We start from the raw sequence: 15,892 nt of genomic DNA on the forward strand, positions 1-15,892 counted from the left end.
GTCCCATTCCGAACCCGGAAGCTAAGACCCACAGCGCCGATGGTACTGCACCCGGGAGGGTGTGGGAGAGTAGGTCACCGCCGGACACACATTAGATAGGGCCCTGACAAGGAAAGTCAGGGCCCTATGACTTTAACCGATGCAGCACAAGCAGCCGTGCTTCAGGATCCGCGGATAGGATGGTCCCCCATGAGCAGCATCTTCAGCCATGCGCAGGTTCCTTTCGGCGACGAAGGGCAGCCGGCGTCCGGCTCCCTGGAACCCGTGATCAACACAGTTGTCGTGCCTGGCCCTGTGTCCCGTGCGTTTGCTGGCTTCACCGACCATACCCATCTGTGGTGGCCCTTGGAGCAGCACGGTGTATACGGCGCCGGCTCCTATGTGGAGTTCGAAGAGAACTTAATCCTCGAAACAGCAGACGACGGCCGGACCAGCATCTGGGGAACCCTCGATGACTGGCAGCCGCCCCTGTCCTTCCATGCGACATGGCACCCGGGCACTACTGCTTTGTGGTCCACGGAGCTGTTGGTGGTGTTCCGGGCCGTCGAAGCCGGAACAGAAGTCCGCGTTTTCCACGAAGGGTGGGAAGGCGCCGAGGACCCTGGTGCTGCCCGGCAGGAGTATGCGGAAGCCTGGCCGATGATCCTGGAGAAGTACACCCGGTTCATGGGGACAGCCGCCTGAGCCGTCAGGCGCTTCCCGGCGTTTGCCTACGCCCGCGCCGTGTCGCCGTCCGGCGGCACCGCGGTACTGTTCCTGATGAGAAACTCCGTGGGGTACTCCTGGTCGTGCAAGGCAGCTACGTCCCGGCCGCCGTCGCAATCCCCGCTGGACCTGTTCAGTAGGGCCAGGGCAGTGGCTGCAGCCAGCCTGCCCTGTCCCCGCGGATCCTGGTTGATGGTGGTGAGGCCGAAGGTCTCGGCGAGGTCGTGCCCGTCAATCCCCACCACGGAGAGATCACGGGGCACCTGAAGCCCAAAATCCCGGGCGGCCAGCATGATGCCCACAGCCATCTCATCAGAGGCCGCGAAGACCGCGGTGGGACGCTCGGAACTGCTCCCCAGAAGTTTGCGTCCGGCCGCGTAAGCCCCTTGGATGGTGAAGTCGGCCGAGGCATTCCACTCCTGCCGGACCGTCAGCCCCGCTGCTGCCATGGCCGCGGCGAAACCCTTCTGGCGAAGCTTGGGAAGCTTGAAGTCACGGTTCAGCTCCCCATCGCCCGTGATGTGGGCGATCCTGGTATGTCCCAGCCCGATCAGGTGGCGGGTGGCCACCGCGGCCAGGCCTTCGTCGTCGATCCTTATGGTGGAGGCGCCGCGCAGCGCCCCTCCAATGCCCACGATGGGACGGTGGACAGCCAGCAGCTGGCCAATCTCATCCTCGCTGAGGACCAGCGCTACGGCGATGACGGCGTCGAGGCGTTTGCGCAGCAGGAAGTCGGTCAGGATGCTGCTGCGGTGCTCAGGCTGCTCTCCGACGTTGTACAGCGTCAGGTCGTACCCTGCGTCCAGCAGGGTCTCCGAAACGCCTTCCAGGACGGAGGAGAAGTACCACCGTTGAACGGTGGGAACCACAAGGCCAATATTGTGGTTGCGTCCGGACGCCAGGCTGGACGCGTGGTACGAAGGCACGAAACCAAGTTCTTTCGCCGCATCCTGTGCGAGCCGCCGGCTCCTGGCCGAGACGTTGGACTTGCCGCTCAGCGCCCTTGAAACAGTGGCCACGGAGAGCCCGGCCCTGCTGGCAACCTCTTTGATACCCGCCATGGTCAGTCGGCCGCGGCGTCCGGTCCAATTTCAATCCAGGCGGTCTCACCGGAAGCAAGGGCATCGGCTGTGCCTCCCGGCAGGCTGCGGATCAGGACCTGGCCGGACGGCATGACCAGTGGCTCGTGGTTGAGGTTCATAAGCACCAGCGTAGTGCCGTTCAGATAGCCCAACGAGGATCCGGTGCACCAGTCCTCAACCCAGGACAGTGATCCCCTGCCCAGGTCCAGCTCCCGGCGGCGTGCCAGGGCGTCCCGGTAAAGGGACAGGTGCGACGACGGTGAGGCAGCCTGCTGATCCCGCGCCAGCTTCCCGAAAGAGGCAGGAATGGGAAGCCAGGGGTCTTCCCCCGGGCCAAAGCCAAGGTGGCGGTCCCCCGCCCGCCATGGCAGCGGTACCCGGCAGCCGTCACGTCCCAGCCGCTGGCCGGCGGTCCGGGCGAAGGTCGGGTCCTGGCGAAGGTGCCCCGGGATTTCTATGCCGTCCGGCAATCCCAACTCTTCGCCCTGGTAGAGGTAGGCGGCCCCTGGCAGTCCCAGCATGAACAACGAAGCAGCGGCGGCACGACGCCTGCCAAGTTTTTCATCGGGCTGGGGATCGGAGGGGCCGATGCCGTCCCCATCCCGGGGACCTGGCCCGTTATATCCAAAGCGGGTGGCATGTCGAACCACATCGTGGTTTGAAAGCACCCACGTGCTTGGTGCCCCCACGCCATCGAGGACTCTCAGGGAGTCGGTGATGACCGAGCGCAGCCGGAACACGTCCAGGCCTGCGTGGAGATAGGGAAAGTTGAACGCCTGGTGCATCTCATCGGGCCGTACCCAATGGGCCAGCCGCTGCAGGTCAACACTTGCCTCGGCACAAAGAATCCGGTCCGGTCCGTACCCGTCCAGGATCAAGCGCCACTTGCGGTAAATGTCGTGGACGGCCGGCTGGCCGAACATGGGCGCTTCGTGGCCCGGATATCCGTCGCTGTTGCCGCCATCGGCGCGGCCGCCCCACGCCGGAAGGCCCGGTGCCTTGACCAGGGCGTGCGCCACGTCCACGCGGAAACCGGAGACGCCGCGGTCCAGCCAAAAACGGAGCACCCGCTCGAACTCGGCGTGGACAGCGGGATTGTCCCAGTTGAAGTCCGGCTGGGAGGAATCGAAGAGATGCAGGTACCACTGGCCCGGCTGCCCGTCCGGCCCCGGGACGCGGGTCCAGGCCGGTCCGCCAAAGTGCGACTGCCAGTTGTTTGGCGGTTCCTGCCCGTCGGGGCCGGTTCCGTCGCGGAAGATGAACATTTCCCGCTCCGGGCTTCCCGCCGGCGCCGCGAGGGCCGCCTGGAAGGCCGGGTGCTGGTCCGAGCAGTGGTTGGGGACGAGGTCCACGATCACCCGCAGGCCCAGGCGGTGTGATTCGGCCATCATCACGTCGAAGTCGCTGAGGGTACCGAAGATCGGGTCCACGTCGCAGTAATCGCTGACGTCGTACCCGGCGTCCCGCTGAGGGGAACGGAAGAATGGGGACAGCCAGACGGCGTCCACGCCCAGGTCCGCGAGGTGCGGGAGTTCCTCTGTGATGCCCGCCAGGTCGCCCACGCCGTCGCCGTTCACATCGCGGAATGACCGCGGGTACACCTGATAGATCACGGCAGAGCGCCACCAGCCGGGAGCAGTGTCGGCGGCGTGGACGAGAGTCAATGGACCGGCAACAGCCGAAGTGTCCTGGATCACAGTATCGACAGACATGGAAGCCAGCATAGCTACGGGACGCGATTAAGTGAAAACGCTTCCATTCTTTACGTTACCGAATTACGGCTTCCCAGCAGACGTCTACTCGAAAAGTAACTGGAAGCGATTGCAGCCTGTGTATCCCCCTGCCCGGCACGCGGCCAGTCCTAAACTGGGAAGGATATGTCCGACGACGGGTGGAGGCTTTGTGGGAAGCATCGTTGACGAGCTGGAAGCCGTCCTCGGCCCAAGCCAGCTGGACGTGAGCGAGGTGTCGCTCCGCCGGTACGCCGTGGACCAGGCGCCCGTCATCGACTTCCAGCTTCCCGTCGCAGTGGTGTTTCCGGAGACCGTGGCCGAGGTGCAGGCGGTGGTGAAGGCGTGCGCGGACAGCGGCGTGGCGATCGTGCCCCGCGGTGCCGGAACCGGTGTTTCCGGGGGTGCCCACGCCACGAGAAACTGCATCGTCCTGTCGCTGGAGCGGATGGACCGCATCCTCGCTTTGAACCCGGATGACGAGACCGCCGTGGTGGAGCCCGGGGTGGTCAACGCGGCCCTGAATGAAGCCGCCGCAGAGCACGGCCTGATGTACGCTCCGGATCCCGCAAGTTTCCGCAGTTCCACCATTGGCGGCAACGTGGCCACCAATGCCGGCGGGCTGCGGTGCGCCAAGTACGGTGTCACCAGGGACTCTGTTCTGGCCCTGGACGTGGTCCTGGCTGACGGTTCGCTCATCCATACCGGCCACCAGACCTTCAAGGGCGTGGCGGGGTATGACCTCACCGGCCTCTTCGTGGGGTCCGAAGGGACGCTGGGCATCGTCGTCGGGATTACCGTGCGGCTGAAGTACCTGCCCCGGGAAGTCCACACGGTGGCCGCCTTCTACCCGGACTTCAGGACGGCTGCCGCCGGCGTGCTTGCCGTGGGCAAGGCCCGCGTCCAGCCGGCGATCATGGAGCTGCTCGACGGCGGCACACTCACCCAGCTGGATGACATCCACGGCTCCGACCTCTCCGCACGCGGCCGATCCCTGCTGCTGGTGCAGACGGACGGGTTCGGCGCCGCCGCAGAAGCTGATGTGGTGCGCCACGTCCTGCGTGAGGGTGGGGCCACCGTGACCACGGAAGCCAGCGCAGAAGCCGAACGGCTGGTGGAGCTCCGGCGGCACAGCAGGGGCACCGAGGTGGACGACGAATACCGTGTGGGTGAAGACGTGGCTGTGCCGAGGTCGCGCCTGGTTGATTACGTTGCAGCGCTGGAGGCCGTGGGCGCCGCGCAGCAGGTGCACCTCAAAGTGGTGGCCCATGCCGGCGACGGCAACCTGCACCCTACATTCTGGATCGACAGGCAGGGCCCCGCCATTGACGCCGGCGCCATGGACCGGCTGCAGGCGGCGCTGGACGAGTCCATCACCGCGGCGCTCGCCATGGGCGGCACCATCACGGGGGAGCACGGCGTGGGACAGTATAAGCTGCGGTGGCTGGGCCAGGAGCAGCCGGAGCAGGTCCGGCAGCTCCAGCGCAGGATCAAGGACCTGTTCGATCCGGAGGGAATCCTCAACCCCGGAAAGGCCATCTAGGACTCAGTCGTCAGCGTCCGGATATTCGTCGGGGGACTCATCGGCGCCGTAGCGCGACTCCTCCTTTTCCACTTCAAGGATCTTCAGCAGCTCAGTGTCCGGGTTGAGCATGATGGCAGCCTCGTCGCGCCGGTGCCGCAGGATGGAATCGATGTAGGACTGCACGGCTTCTGCCAGCGGGATGTGGCGTTCCTGCTTCTCGGACATGTACCACCGGTGTTCCAGGACCTCGTGCACCACTTCGGCGTGCTCGAGCTTGCCGGAGAGGTCCCTGGGGATGGAGCGGACAATGGGTTCGAAGATCTGGCTGACCCAGAGGTGGGCGCTGTATTCCTCGTCCATGTCCGGGTTGTTGTCTGCCCGGAATGAGTCCATGTCATTGAGGAGGCGGCGCGCCTGGTTCTCCTGGGCATCCAGGCCGGTAAGCCGCAGCAGGCGGCGCTGGTGATGCCCCGCGTCCACCACCTTGGGCTGCAGTTGGATGGTGGAACCGTTCTGCGTGGTCTTGATGGCGTATTCCTCGACGTCGAAGCCGAGTTCGTTCAACCGCCGGATACGCGCGCCCACCCGCCAGCGCTCGCCGAGTTCAAAGGATTCTTTCTCGGTCAGCTCAGCCCACAGCCGGCGGTAGCTGTCCATGATCAGCTCGCTGGTGGCCACGGGGTCCACCTTTTCCTCGATGAGGCCGCCGTCCAGCAGGTCCATCAGCTCGCCCGCGATGTTCACGCGGGCGATCTCCAGGTCGTACTCGCGTTGGCCCTGGGAGAGGTCGGGGTAGAGCTCTCCCGTTTCAGCGTCGACGAGGTAGGCGGCGAAAGCGCCGGCATCGCGGCGGAACAAGGTGTTGGAGAGTGAGACGTCGCCCCAGTAGAAACCGATGAGGTGCAGGCGCACCATGAGCAGCGCCTGCGCGTCAATCAGGCGCGTGAGGGTGTCCTTGCGCAGCATCTGCGAAAAGAGTGCACGGTAGGGCATGGAGAACTTCAGGTGGCGCGTTACGAGGACCGGGTTGAGCGGGCGTCCGTCCGGGGTGGTGCGCCCGGTGATCACGGCCACCGGCTCAACGCAGGGGACGTCCAGCCGGGCCAGTTTGCGCAGCATGTGGTATTCGTGGCGGGCCACATGCTCGGAGGTTTCCTTGATGGCGATCACCGATCCGCCCAGGTGGGCGAAGCGTACGATGTGCCGGGAGATGCCGCGGGGCAGTGCTGCCAGGTATTGTGCCGGCCATTCCTCCAGGGCAATGTGCCAGGGCAGGTCCAGCAGTTCGGGGTCTGCGGCCGCCGCGGTGATGTTCAGTGACGAGGCTACCGAGGCCGCCTTGTTGTCATCCGCGCTGGCTGCCACAAACCGGGGCAGCTTGCCGATCTGCGCGTAGTCTGTGGGTTCGTCGTGCCACTGGGCGCTGTATTCCTCGGTCATGGCTCAATTCTTCCGTACTCGGGGCGGGGCACTAAATTCCTGCACAGGCAGGCTTAAAAGCCGACGGCGGCCCACCGGTGAGTGGGCCGCCGCAGGGTGGAGCTACCGAAATCAGTCGCCGAGGCGAAGGCCGGTCTTGGTGTCGAACAGGTGCACGTGGCCGGACTGCGGACGGACGTAGATGACCTCGCCCTTCATCGGAGGACGCCGGCCGTCGACGCGGGCCACGATGTCGTGGTCCTTGCCGTCAAGGTTGGTGTGGCCGTAAACGTAGGCATCGGCGCCGAGTTCTTCGACGACGTCCACCTCCACCTTCAGGCCCTCACCGTGCGGCGCGGTCTCCAGGTCTTCGGGGCGGCTGCCCAGCGTGACGGTGGAGCCATGCGCCTCTTCGAGGACGTCCCGCGGCACGGGGTAGACGGTGCCGCCGAACTGCACGCCGCCGTCGACGACGGGAAGTTCCAGCAGGTTCATGGCGGGGGAGCCGATGAAGCCGGCAACGAAGACGTTCTTGGGGCGGTCGTACAGGTTGCGCGGGGTGTCGACCTGCTGCAGCAGGCCGTCCTTCAGCACTGCCACACGGTCACCCATGGTCATGGCCTCAACCTGGTCGTGCGTCACGTACACGGTGGTGACGCCGAGACGACGGGTCAGGGACGCGATCTGGGTGCGGGTCTGGACACGGAGCTTGGCGTCCAGGTTGGACAGCGGTTCGTCCATGAGGAACACCTGGGGGTTACGGACGATTGCGCGGCCCATGGCAACACGCTGGCGCTGGCCACCGGACAGTGCCTTCGGCTTGCGGTCCAGGTACTGCTCCAGGTCAAGGAGCTTGGCGGCTTCACGGACGCGCTCGGCGCGCTCTTCCTTGGAGACGCCGGCGATCTTCAGGGCGAAGCCCATGTTGTCGGCCACAGTCATGTGCGGGTACAGCGCGTAGTTCTGGAAGACCATCGCGATGTCGCGGTCCTTCGGGGGAACATCGGTGACGTCGCGGTCACCGATCAGGATGCGGCCTGCATTGACGTCCTCAAGGCCTGCGAGCATGCGCAGGGAGGTGGACTTGCCGCAACCGGAGGGTCCGACGAGGACCAGGAATTCGCCATCGGCGATGTCGATGTTGAGCTTATCGACGGCGGGCTTATCTGTGCCCGGGTACAGACGCGTAGCGTTGTCAAAAGTAACTGTAGCCACAGTTATCAATCCCTTCACCGGCAGGTACGTGCCGGACGATCCGTTGTGAATGGTTCATGTTTATTCAGTTGTGTTCCTGCAAGATGCTCCGCGTTTGGGCGCGGAGCACGGCGTGACGCCGCACGCTGGTTGTGCGCCACATCACACAAAGAGTATGCCAGAGGCTGCTCCCTTTAGCGCAAATGTTACGAACGTCACAGGTGGCGCCGGCCACATCCTAGCTGGACGCGGCTTGCGGGTCCTCTTCGGCCACGGCGATGCTCCGCTCCTGGAGCAGGGCCTCCAGCAGCTCGGCTATGTGGACTGGTGCCTCCACCCGGTATTGGGCCTGGGTGAAGTCGAGGCCCACTTTGACCCCGACATCCCCGGGCTCAAGCCGGCCAAACGCGTCCTCGTCCGTTACATCATCGCCGGCGAACAGTACGGCGGTGGCCCCGGTGGCTTGCCGAAGGAAGGTGACACCTTCACCCTTCGAGGCATTGACCACGGAGGTCTCGAGGACGCGTTTGCCTTCTTTCAGGTAGACGCCTTTGCGGTCCTGGAGGACCGACCGGGCGGCTGACACGGCGTCCTCTGCCACGTCATCCGAGGCAAGGCGGGTGTGCAGCACCACGCCGGCGGGTTTGTCCTCGAGGGACGTGCCGGGCGCTTCCTCGACAATGGCTGCCAGTTCAGCGCGCACTTCCGCGAGGAGCGCCTTCTGGTCCCCGTCCAGGGCCAGCTCCGTGGAACCCGGGCCGAGCCATGCTTCCGCGCCGTGGCTGCCGATCAGCAGAGTGTCCACCGGCGGGGACGCCACCTCCCTCAGGCTGGCGAGGGCCCTTCCGGAGATGAGCGCCGTCGTCGTGCGTGGAAGCACGGCGAGGCCGGCCAAGGCTGCGGCCGAGCGTGGAAGCGGCCGCGCATCCTGGGCCCGGCCGACGATGGGGGCCATGGTCCCGTCAAAGTCCATCGCCACCAGCAGGTGCTCTGTCCCGGCTATCCGGCGAAGGGCTTGGCGGAGTTCGGGGGAGAGCGCCAGCGGCGCTTTGGCGTGGCGGCCGTCAGGAGTCATCGCGGACCACTTTCTCGTTCAGGGCGCGCAGGAAGTCGGCGGACCAGTGGTCCACGTCGTGGTCCAGGATCTGCCGGCGCATGGACCGCATGCGCCGTGAGGCTTCGCGGGGACTCAGTTCCACAGCGGCCATGATGGTGTTCTTCAGGCCTGCGATGTCATGCGGGTTGACCAGCAGGGCCTGCTTGAGCTGGTCCGCAGCGCCTGCGAATTCGCTGAGGACCAGTGCGCCGTCATTGTTGTTGCGGGCGGTGACGTACTCCTTGGCCACCAGGTTCATCCCGTCACGCAGGGCGGTGACCAGCATGACGTCCGCCGCCAGGTACAGCGCCACCATCTCCTCCACGGGGTAGCTATGGTGCAGGTAGCGGACTGCGGTGTTTTCGAGGGTGTCGTAGGTGCCGTTGATGTGGCCCACAGTGCCCTCCACCTCCTCGCGGAGGAGCCTGTACTGTTCCACGCGTTCACGGCTGGGGGAGGCGACCTGGATCAGCGTGGCATCGCCCACTGTGAGCCGGCCATCCGCCAGGAGCTCTTCGAAGGCCTTGAGCCGGTGCCGGATGCCCTTGGTGTAATCCAGCCGGTCCACGCCCAGCAGGATGGTTTTGGGGTTGCCCAGATCCTGCCGGATTTGCCGGGCGCGTTCGATGATGTCCGGCCTGGCAGCAAGTTCGGTGATCTGCTTGACGTCGATTGAGATGGGGAAGGCCTGCGCCCGGGCGATATGGGTCAGCTGGCCGGTGTGGTCCTTGACGTGCACCTGCTGCTGCTTCACGCTGGCACCCAGGAAGCGGCGGGCGGAGCGCATGAAGTTCCCCGCGTCGCTGGGCCGCTGGAATCCCACCAGGTCGGCGCCGAGCAGGCCGTCGATGATGGCCTGGCGCCAGGGGAGCTGGGCAAAGATTTCCGGTGGCGGGAATGGGATGTGGTTGAAGAACCCGATCCGGAGGTCCGGCCGTGCTTCGCGGAGCATCCGCGGCACCAGCTGCAGCTGGTAGTCCTGGACCCAGACGGTGGCACCCTGGTCCGCGTGGCGGACCACGGCGTCGGCGAACCTGCGGTTGACCCGGCGGTACGCATCCCACCAGGTCCTGTGGAACTCCGGAGGAGCAATGACGTCGTGGTAGAGCGGCCACAGCGTGGCGTTGGAGAAACCCTCGTAGTAGAGCTCCACGTCGTCCGTGCTGAGCTGGACGGGGACCAGGTCCATCCCGCCGTGACTGAACGGCTTGACGGTCTCATCCGGTGCGCCGTGCCAGCCCACCCAGGCGCCATCCGTCTTGGTCATCATGGGGGCGAGGGCGGTCACAAGGCCCCCGGGGGAGCGGCGCCAGCCTGACCCGTCCTCGCTGTCGTCTCCCGGCGCAACGCGGTCAACCGGCAGCCTGTTGGAGACCACCATGAAGTCGTACTTCGTATTGCCGGTGTGGCCTGGACCGGAGCTGCCGGCCGTCGCCGTGCCGGCGGGTTTTTCCTGGACGGGTGTTTGCATTGCGGCCCCCTGGGGTTGCTTGTGCCTCTAAGCCACCCTAGCCGGACGGAATCATCGGGGCTATTCGTCCGTTGGGCAACCCGGAGGAATAGTTGAAACCGCAAGCTCCAAGTTTTCTCCCCTAAAATGTTGGGGGTGCCACCACGTGGTCCCCCTACGTCGACCGACCCAAGGAACTCATGAGCCCTGCAAACGAAGTACGTAAGTCCAAGGCTGAGCGAACCGCGGAGGCCCGCGAAAAGGCGCGCCTCATCCGGGAAGCCCAGGCAAAAAAGGACAAGCGCAACAAGCTGATGATCGGCTGGGGCATCGTGGTGGCTGTGATTGCCATCCTGGTGGTGGTCGGACTTGTGGTTGCGGGCAACATCCAGCGGAATGCCCCGGTTGCGGACCAGGGGCCCACGCCTGCCAACGCCAACGTGCACGGGGGCGTCACCCTGCTGGCCAACACGGACGTGGCCAAGACGGAGCCCGCTACGGTTGACGCCTCCTCCCTGGGGGATGCCCCGAAGACGCCGCCGGCTGAAGTGGTGGCTCCCGGTGCCGAGGCGGAGGCCGGGAAGCCGGTGAAGGTTGTCCTCTACGTCGACTTCATCTGCCCGGTCTGCAAGAACTTCGAGACGCAGTACAACGACCAGCTCACCACCTTGCGCAACGACGGCAAGATCACCGTGGAATACCGGCCGCTGGGCTTCCTGGACAGCCGGTCCACCACCAACTACTCGTCCCGCGCCGCCAACGCCGCCGCCTGTGTGGCCAACACGGCTCCGGAGAAGTACGCCGACTACTTCAACGCCCTGTACGCCCAGCAGCCTGCAGAAGGCAGCGCCGGCCTTTCCGACAACGACCTGAAGAAGATGGCCTCCGATATGGGCGTCAACATCGGTTCCTGCGTGGATGACAAGACCTACCGTCCGTACGTGAAGTACGCGACGAAGGAAGCCGCGGCCATCGGGGTGAGCGGGACCCCCACCGTCTTCGTTGATGGCAAGCAGTGGGGCAAGGGAGACAGCGCCCAGACGCCATTCCCGGACTTCCTGAAGGCAGCCATCGCCGCCAAGGGCTAAACTCCGTCATCCGCAGGGGCTCGTTCCGGAACCTTTCCGGGGCGGGCCCTTACGGTTTACCCGGCGGGCCATCCGGCGTTTTTACGCCCGGCGGGAGTTGGGCTACCCTTATCTAGCGCCTTCACGGTGCCGCCCCCAGGGGCACGCCTCCTTAGCTCAGTTGGCCAGAGCACCGCTCTTGTAAAGCGGGGGTCGTCGGTTCGAATCCGACAGGGGGCTCCATACCACCTCCGGGTCTAAGCTGGATCCATCCGAATGATCAGCGTGCTGACTAAAGGAGGATGGGTGCCATGCCCAAGACCGGCAAGAACCACCATGCCCGCAAGGACGAAATTCCCTCGACCCTGCAGCGTTCTGACCAGAAGGCGCAGGATACGTTCGCGAAGACCTACGACTCCGCCCTGGAGTCCTACGGCCAGGACGAACAACGGGCCGCCCGCGCGGCGTACGCTTCCTTGAAGCACAGCTACGAGAAGGTGGGCGACCACTGGGAACCCAAGGAACAACGCGGCCCCTCCGACAAACGCGCAGAGCAGGGAGTCCGCTCGTCAGAACACACCGCCGGCGGCGTCGATGCCAACGCCTCCAAGGAACACCTCTACAAGCTGGCCAAGGAACTGGACGTCAAAGGCCGGTCCAGGATGGACAAGGAACAACTGGTCCGGGCACTGCAAAAGGCCAACGACGCCGCCACCCGCAAAGCCCGCAGTAAATAGCCTCCGCTCTTGCCGTCCCGTCCGCCAAGGTGTCGAATCAGAGGACACGTCCGGTCCGGTCGGCAACGATGCCAGGAGGTTCCAATGTCGGTCAAGAGCACCAGGGAGTCAGCGCGGGCGGCCGGCAGGAACGGGCCTGATTCCAAGCGGGCGGACCAGGCCGGCGCCATCGCGGCCCAGGACCCGGCCCGGATTCGGAACGTGGCCCTGGTGGGGCACTCCGGTGCCGGGAAGACGCTGCTGATCGAGGCCCTGCTTGCCGCCAACGGCATGATTACCCGCAAGGGTTCCATCGCGGACGGCACCACGGTCAGCGACTCCGACCCCGCTGCCGTGCACCAGCAACGGTCCGTCACGGTGTCCCTGGTTCCGCTCATGGTGGATGACACCAAGGTTAATCTCCTGGATACGCCGGGCTATCCCGATTTCATCGGTGAGCTACGCGCGGGACTCCGGGCTTCCGATGGGGCACTTTTCGTCGTGTCCGCCGTCGAGGGGATCGACGCCACCACCACCGCGCTCTGGGGCGAGTGCGGGCACATGAGGCTGCCACGCGCCGTCGTCATCACCCGGCTGGACCATCCGCGGGCAAACTACGACGCCGCCCTGGCCGCCTGCCGGAAAGCGTTCGGCGACGGCGTGCTGCCGCTGTGCGTCCCGGTGCGGACCGGGGGTGAGGTCACCGGCCTGCTGGGCCTGCTGTCGCAGGAAGTCAGGGAGTACTCCCCGGGGGAGGGAACACCCGGGATCCGGGCAGCAGCGCCGGACGAGCTTTCGGACGCGGAGACTGCCAGGGGTGCCCTGATCGAGGGAATTATCGCCGAAAGCGAAGACGAGACGCTGATGGACCGCTACCTCGAAGGCGGGGACATCGACACCGAAGCGCTGGCAACCGACCTGGAAACCGCCGTCGCCCGCGGGTCCTTCTTTCCGGTGCTGCCCACGTCCGCCGTCACTGGGCTGGGCACCGCGGAACTGCTGGACCTGCTGGTGCGGGCCTTCCCGGCGCCCGTTGAACGCAGCCTCCCCGACATGACAGACCTTGCGGGGGAGCCGGGCGGGACCCTGGAATGCGATCCGTCCGGTCCGCTCGCTGCCGAGGTGGTCCGCACCTCCAACGATCCCTTCCTGGGCCGCATCTGCCTGGTGCGGGTCTTCTCCGGGACGCTGAGCGAGGATTCGCCGGTTCACGTCGGCGGCCACGGCCTGGCTGACCGCGGCCACCAGGACCACGACACCGATGAACGCATCACGCATCTATACTCGCCACTGGGCGCCACCCTGCGGCCTGTTCCCTTCTGCGTGGCGGGGGACATGTGTGCCCTGGCAAAGCTGGGCAGCGCCGAAACCGGCGACACCATCTCGTCCCGGGAGAACCCGCTGCTGCTGGCAACCTGGGAAATGCCGGAGCCGCTGCTGCCTGTTGCCGTGGAAGCCGATTCCCGCAGCGACGAGGACGCCCTGGCCCGCAGCCTTGGCCGGATCGCGGCAGGGGACCCCACGCTGCGTGTGGACAGGAACGCGGAGACGCACCAGCTGGTGCTGTGGTGCATGGGCGAGGCGCATGCCGAGGTGGTCCTGGACCGGCTGCGGGAACAGGGAGTGAAACTGCATACCGTGGAGGTAGTGACGCCGCTGCGGGAAACTTTTGCGGCTCCCGCGTCCGGCCATGGCCGGCACGTCAAACAGTCCGGTGGCCACGGCCAGTACGCGGTGTGCGATATCGAAGTGGAACCGCTGGAGCGGGGCGGCGGGTTCGAGTTCGTGGACAAGACCGTGGGCGGAGTCATCCCCGGTACCTTCATCCCGTCCATCGAAAAGGGGATCCGCGCACAGATGGAGAAGGGCGTTTCAGCTGGTTTTCCCATGGTGGATTTTCGCGTGACCCTGGTGGGCGGCAAGGCGCACAGCGTTGATTCTTCCGATGCGGCATTCCAGGCCGCCGGGGCGCTGGCCCTCCGGGAGGCTGCAGCGGCGGGGAAGATCCAGTTGTTGGAGCCGGTGTCTTCAGTGTCCATCACGGTTTCGGACGAACACGTGGGGACGGTGATGAGTGACCTGTCCGGCCGCCGCGGGCGCCTGACAGGCACCACCTCCTCAGGCCAGGGGCTGACGGAGATCAGCGCGGAGGTTCCGGACCAGGAACTCCTGCGGTACGCGGTGGAACTGCGCGCCCTGACGGCCGGTACAGGGCGGTTCCGGCGGCAGTACCTGCGCCATGACCCCGTCCCCTCCAACCACACTCCGTCCTGACGCCGCCACGCGGGAACCGCCAAAGAGCACCCTGTGAACGCCGCGGCGCGAAAGATCCAGAGCACCTACCTCATACTGACGCTGGGAAACACCCTTGCTGCTTCGTTCATCTGGGGGATCAACACGCTGTTCCTGCTGGACGCCGGGCTGAACAACTTTGAGGCGTTCGCCGCGAACGCCTTCTTCACCGCAGGGATGGTGCTCTTCGAGGTTCCCACAGGCGTCGTGGCGGACAGCTGGGGACGGCGCGTGTCGTTCCTGTTGGGCACCGTGACCCTGGCGGGGTCCACGTACCTCTATTACCTGCTGTGGCAATTGTCTGCGCCGTTCTGGTGGTGGGCTGCGGTGTCCGCACTGCTGGGCCTGGGCTTCACCTTCTTTTCCGGGGCCGTGGAGGCATGGCTGGTGGATGCGCTGCACTTTTCCGGTTACGAGGGCGGCCTGGAAGCGGTCCTTGGCCGCGGCCAGATCGTGTCTGGCATCGCCATGCTGGCCGGGTCGGTCGCGGGCGGCGTGATAGCCCAGGCAACCAACCTGGGGGTGCCCTTCCTGCTGCGCGTCGCGGTGCTCGTGGCAATGTTCGTGGTGGCCTTTGTGCTCATGCACGACGTCGGCTTCACACCTGAGCGCTCGGCCCACCCGCTGCAGGCCACCCGGGCAGTCCTGAAGGCGTCCGTGGACGGCGGACTGGGGAACCCACCGGTACGGTTCATGATGCTGGCCGCCCCGTTCACTGAGGGGGTGGGGTTTTATGTCTTCTATGCCCTGCAGCCGTATCTCCTGCAACTCTTCGGCGATCCCAGGGCCTACGCCGTCGCGGGGCTGGCGGCGGCCATTGTTGCCGCAGCGGAAATCGTGGGCGGCTGGCTGGCTCCGGTGGTCCGGAAACAGGTCCGCCGCCGGACCACGATCCTGATCGCGTCCACGGTCACCAGCTCGGTGGTCCTGATGGTGCTCCTGGCCACCCACAGCTTTTGGCTGGCCCTGGTGCTGCTGGTGGTGTGGGCAGTGGTGGCCTCCGCGGGCACGCCCGTGCGCCAGGCCTACCTGAATGACATGATCGCCTCGAAACAGCGGGCAACGGTCCTGAGCTTTGCCTCGCTCATGGGCTCAAGCGGGGGAGTGGTGGTGCAGCCCCTGCTCGGCCGCTCGGCAGATATTTACGGGTACCCCGCGTCACTGGCTATCGGCGGCGTGGTGCAGCTGCTGGCCGCGCCCTTCATCATGTTGAGCCGGCGCCGGCGCTCGCCGGCAGACGCCGCCACTGGGGCGGCCGCCGCTCCCTGACCAAGCCTCTCCCATGAACGCACGCCGTCTGCGCGGCAAGCCATCGAACCTTGACATCCAGTCATGTTAGCGTTCACAATTGCTGCAGCACCTAGCTTGATCACGACCCCTACAAACCCGGTAATGAGGCCCCGCCTCCCGGACGGAGGCAGCACCATGCCAGAGACGTTGTTTACTTCCAGCTCCGACCCCTGCGTCATCGGAGTGGATTACGGAACCCTTTCGGGCCGTGCCGTGGTGGTGCGGGTCCGTGACGGAATGGAATTGGGCAGCGCCGTTCACGAGTACCCGCACGCGGTCGTTACCGGTGCGCTGCCCAAAGACACAGCGGGCGACGACGGGGCGCG

12 protein-coding genes, 1 tRNA gene, 1 rRNA gene and 1 pseudogene are annotated in these 15,892 nt (G+C 65.8%); 9 read left to right on the top strand and 6 right to left on the bottom strand.

Annotated features, from left to right (window positions below; genetic code table 11):
• Nucleotides 1-86: ribosomal RNA gene (gene rrf, locus J2X98_RS21835) — 5S ribosomal RNA — on the top strand; the annotation flags it as partial.
• Nucleotides 87-189: 103 nt separating this feature from the next.
• Nucleotides 190-684, top strand: a complete 495-nt coding sequence (locus tag J2X98_RS21840) for a hypothetical protein (protein ID WP_307312551.1) — start codon at nucleotides 190-192, stop codon at nucleotides 682-684.
• A gap of 26 nt (nucleotides 685-710) precedes the next feature.
• Here the strand turns inward: J2X98_RS21840 and J2X98_RS21845 are convergent, their stop codons facing one another.
• The gene (locus tag J2X98_RS21845) at nucleotides 711-1,766 is read right to left on the bottom strand and encodes a LacI family DNA-binding transcriptional regulator (RefSeq protein ID WP_307312555.1); all 1,056 of its coding nucleotides are present in this window, start codon (nucleotides 1,764-1,766) and stop codon (nucleotides 711-713) included.
• A gap of 2 nt (nucleotides 1,767-1,768) precedes the next feature.
• Nucleotides 1,769-3,499 carry a glycoside hydrolase family 13 protein gene (locus tag J2X98_RS21850; RefSeq protein WP_307312558.1) on the bottom strand — a complete coding sequence of 577 codons (1,731 nt, stop codon included), beginning with the start codon at nucleotides 3,497-3,499 and terminating at the stop codon, nucleotides 1,769-1,771.
• A 190-nt stretch (nucleotides 3,500-3,689) separates the two neighbouring features.
• On the opposite strand from J2X98_RS21850, the gene J2X98_RS21855 reads away from it, so the two are divergent.
• The gene (locus tag J2X98_RS21855; protein ID WP_307312560.1) at nucleotides 3,690-5,060 is read left to right on the top strand and encodes an FAD-binding oxidoreductase; all 1,371 of its coding nucleotides are present in this window, start codon (nucleotides 3,690-3,692) and stop codon (nucleotides 5,058-5,060) included.
• 3 nt (nucleotides 5,061-5,063) lie between these two features.
• Here J2X98_RS21855 and J2X98_RS21860 read toward each other — a convergent pair whose 3' ends face one another.
• The 4 genes from J2X98_RS21860 to J2X98_RS21875 form a co-directional block, all read right to left on the bottom strand.
• The gene (locus J2X98_RS21860; protein WP_141943633.1) at nucleotides 5,064-6,482 is read right to left on the bottom strand and encodes a DUF4032 domain-containing protein; all 1,419 of its coding nucleotides are present in this window, start codon (nucleotides 6,480-6,482) and stop codon (nucleotides 5,064-5,066) included.
• Nucleotides 6,483-6,593: 111 nt separating this feature from the next.
• A complete protein-coding gene (locus J2X98_RS21865) occupies nucleotides 6,594-7,676 on the bottom strand; it encodes an ABC transporter ATP-binding protein (RefSeq protein WP_141943631.1) in 1,083 nt (360 codons plus the stop codon).
• A 217-nt stretch (nucleotides 7,677-7,893) separates the two neighbouring features.
• Nucleotides 7,894-8,730 (bottom strand): trehalose-phosphatase, encoded by an 837-nt coding sequence (otsB, locus tag J2X98_RS21870; protein ID WP_307312565.1) that lies wholly within the window; start codon nucleotides 8,728-8,730, stop codon nucleotides 7,894-7,896.
• Nucleotides 8,720-10,222, bottom strand: a complete 1,503-nt coding sequence (locus tag J2X98_RS21875; protein WP_307312568.1) for an alpha,alpha-trehalose-phosphate synthase (UDP-forming) — start codon at nucleotides 10,220-10,222, stop codon at nucleotides 8,720-8,722. Before J2X98_RS21875 ends, otsB begins: the two co-directional genes overlap by 11 nt.
• A 179-nt stretch (nucleotides 10,223-10,401) precedes the next feature.
• On the opposite strand from J2X98_RS21875, the gene J2X98_RS21880 reads away from it, so the two are divergent.
• From J2X98_RS21880 to J2X98_RS21905, 6 genes and pseudogenes are all read left to right on the top strand, one after another.
• On the top strand, nucleotides 10,402-11,289 hold the full coding sequence (locus J2X98_RS21880; protein WP_307312570.1) for a DsbA family protein: 888 nt from the start codon (nucleotides 10,402-10,404) through the stop codon (nucleotides 11,287-11,289).
• Nucleotides 11,290-11,434: 145 nt separating this feature from the next.
• Nucleotides 11,435-11,511: transfer RNA gene (locus J2X98_RS21885), tRNA-Thr, on the top strand.
• Between the two features lie 68 nt (nucleotides 11,512-11,579).
• A complete protein-coding gene (locus J2X98_RS21890; protein ID WP_141943568.1) occupies nucleotides 11,580-12,005 on the top strand; it encodes a ChaB family protein in 426 nt (141 codons plus the stop codon).
• Between the two features lie 84 nt (nucleotides 12,006-12,089).
• On the top strand, nucleotides 12,090-14,258 hold the full coding sequence (locus J2X98_RS21895) for an elongation factor G-like protein EF-G2 (RefSeq protein ID WP_307312576.1): 2,169 nt from the start codon (nucleotides 12,090-12,092) through the stop codon (nucleotides 14,256-14,258).
• A 33-nt stretch (nucleotides 14,259-14,291) separates the two neighbouring features.
• Nucleotides 14,292-15,545: an MFS transporter gene (locus tag J2X98_RS21900; protein ID WP_307312579.1), complete on the top strand. Its 1,254-nt coding sequence runs from the start codon at nucleotides 14,292-14,294 to the stop codon at nucleotides 15,543-15,545.
• Nucleotides 15,546-15,701: 156 nt separating this feature from the next.
• A pseudogene (locus tag J2X98_RS21905) lies at nucleotides 15,702-15,892 on the top strand (ribulokinase); the annotation flags it as partial.

Origin of the sequence: Pseudarthrobacter enclensis, assembly GCF_030811655.1 — a bacterium.
Lineage (GTDB): Bacteria > Actinomycetota > Actinomycetes > Actinomycetales > Micrococcaceae > Arthrobacter > Arthrobacter enclensis_A.

Excerpts from the sequence above, each read along its gene's own strand:
- J2X98_RS21840 (WP_307312551.1), top strand. The coding sequence starts at position 190 with ATGAGCAGCATCTTCAGCCATGCGCAGGTTCCTTTCGGCGACGAAGGG.
- J2X98_RS21845 (WP_307312555.1), bottom strand. The coding sequence starts at position 1,766 with ATGGCGGGTATCAAAGAGGTTGCCAGCAGGGCCGGGCTCTCCGTGGCC.
- J2X98_RS21850 (WP_307312558.1), bottom strand. The coding sequence starts at position 3,499 with ATGTCTGTCGATACTGTGATCCAGGACACTTCGGCTGTTGCCGGTCCA.
- J2X98_RS21860 (WP_141943633.1), bottom strand. The coding sequence starts at position 6,482 with ATGACCGAGGAATACAGCGCCCAGTGGCACGACGAACCCACAGACTAC.
- otsB (WP_307312565.1), bottom strand. The coding sequence starts at position 8,730 with ATGACTCCTGACGGCCGCCACGCCAAAGCGCCGCTGGCGCTCTCCCCC.
- J2X98_RS21875 (WP_307312568.1), bottom strand. The coding sequence starts at position 10,222 with ATGCAAACACCCGTCCAGGAAAAACCCGCCGGCACGGCGACGGCCGGC.
- J2X98_RS21880 (WP_307312570.1), top strand. The coding sequence starts at position 10,402 with ATGAGCCCTGCAAACGAAGTACGTAAGTCCAAGGCTGAGCGAACCGCG.
- J2X98_RS21890 (WP_141943568.1), top strand. The coding sequence starts at position 11,580 with ATGCCCAAGACCGGCAAGAACCACCATGCCCGCAAGGACGAAATTCCC.
- J2X98_RS21895 (WP_307312576.1), top strand. The coding sequence starts at position 12,090 with ATGTCGGTCAAGAGCACCAGGGAGTCAGCGCGGGCGGCCGGCAGGAAC.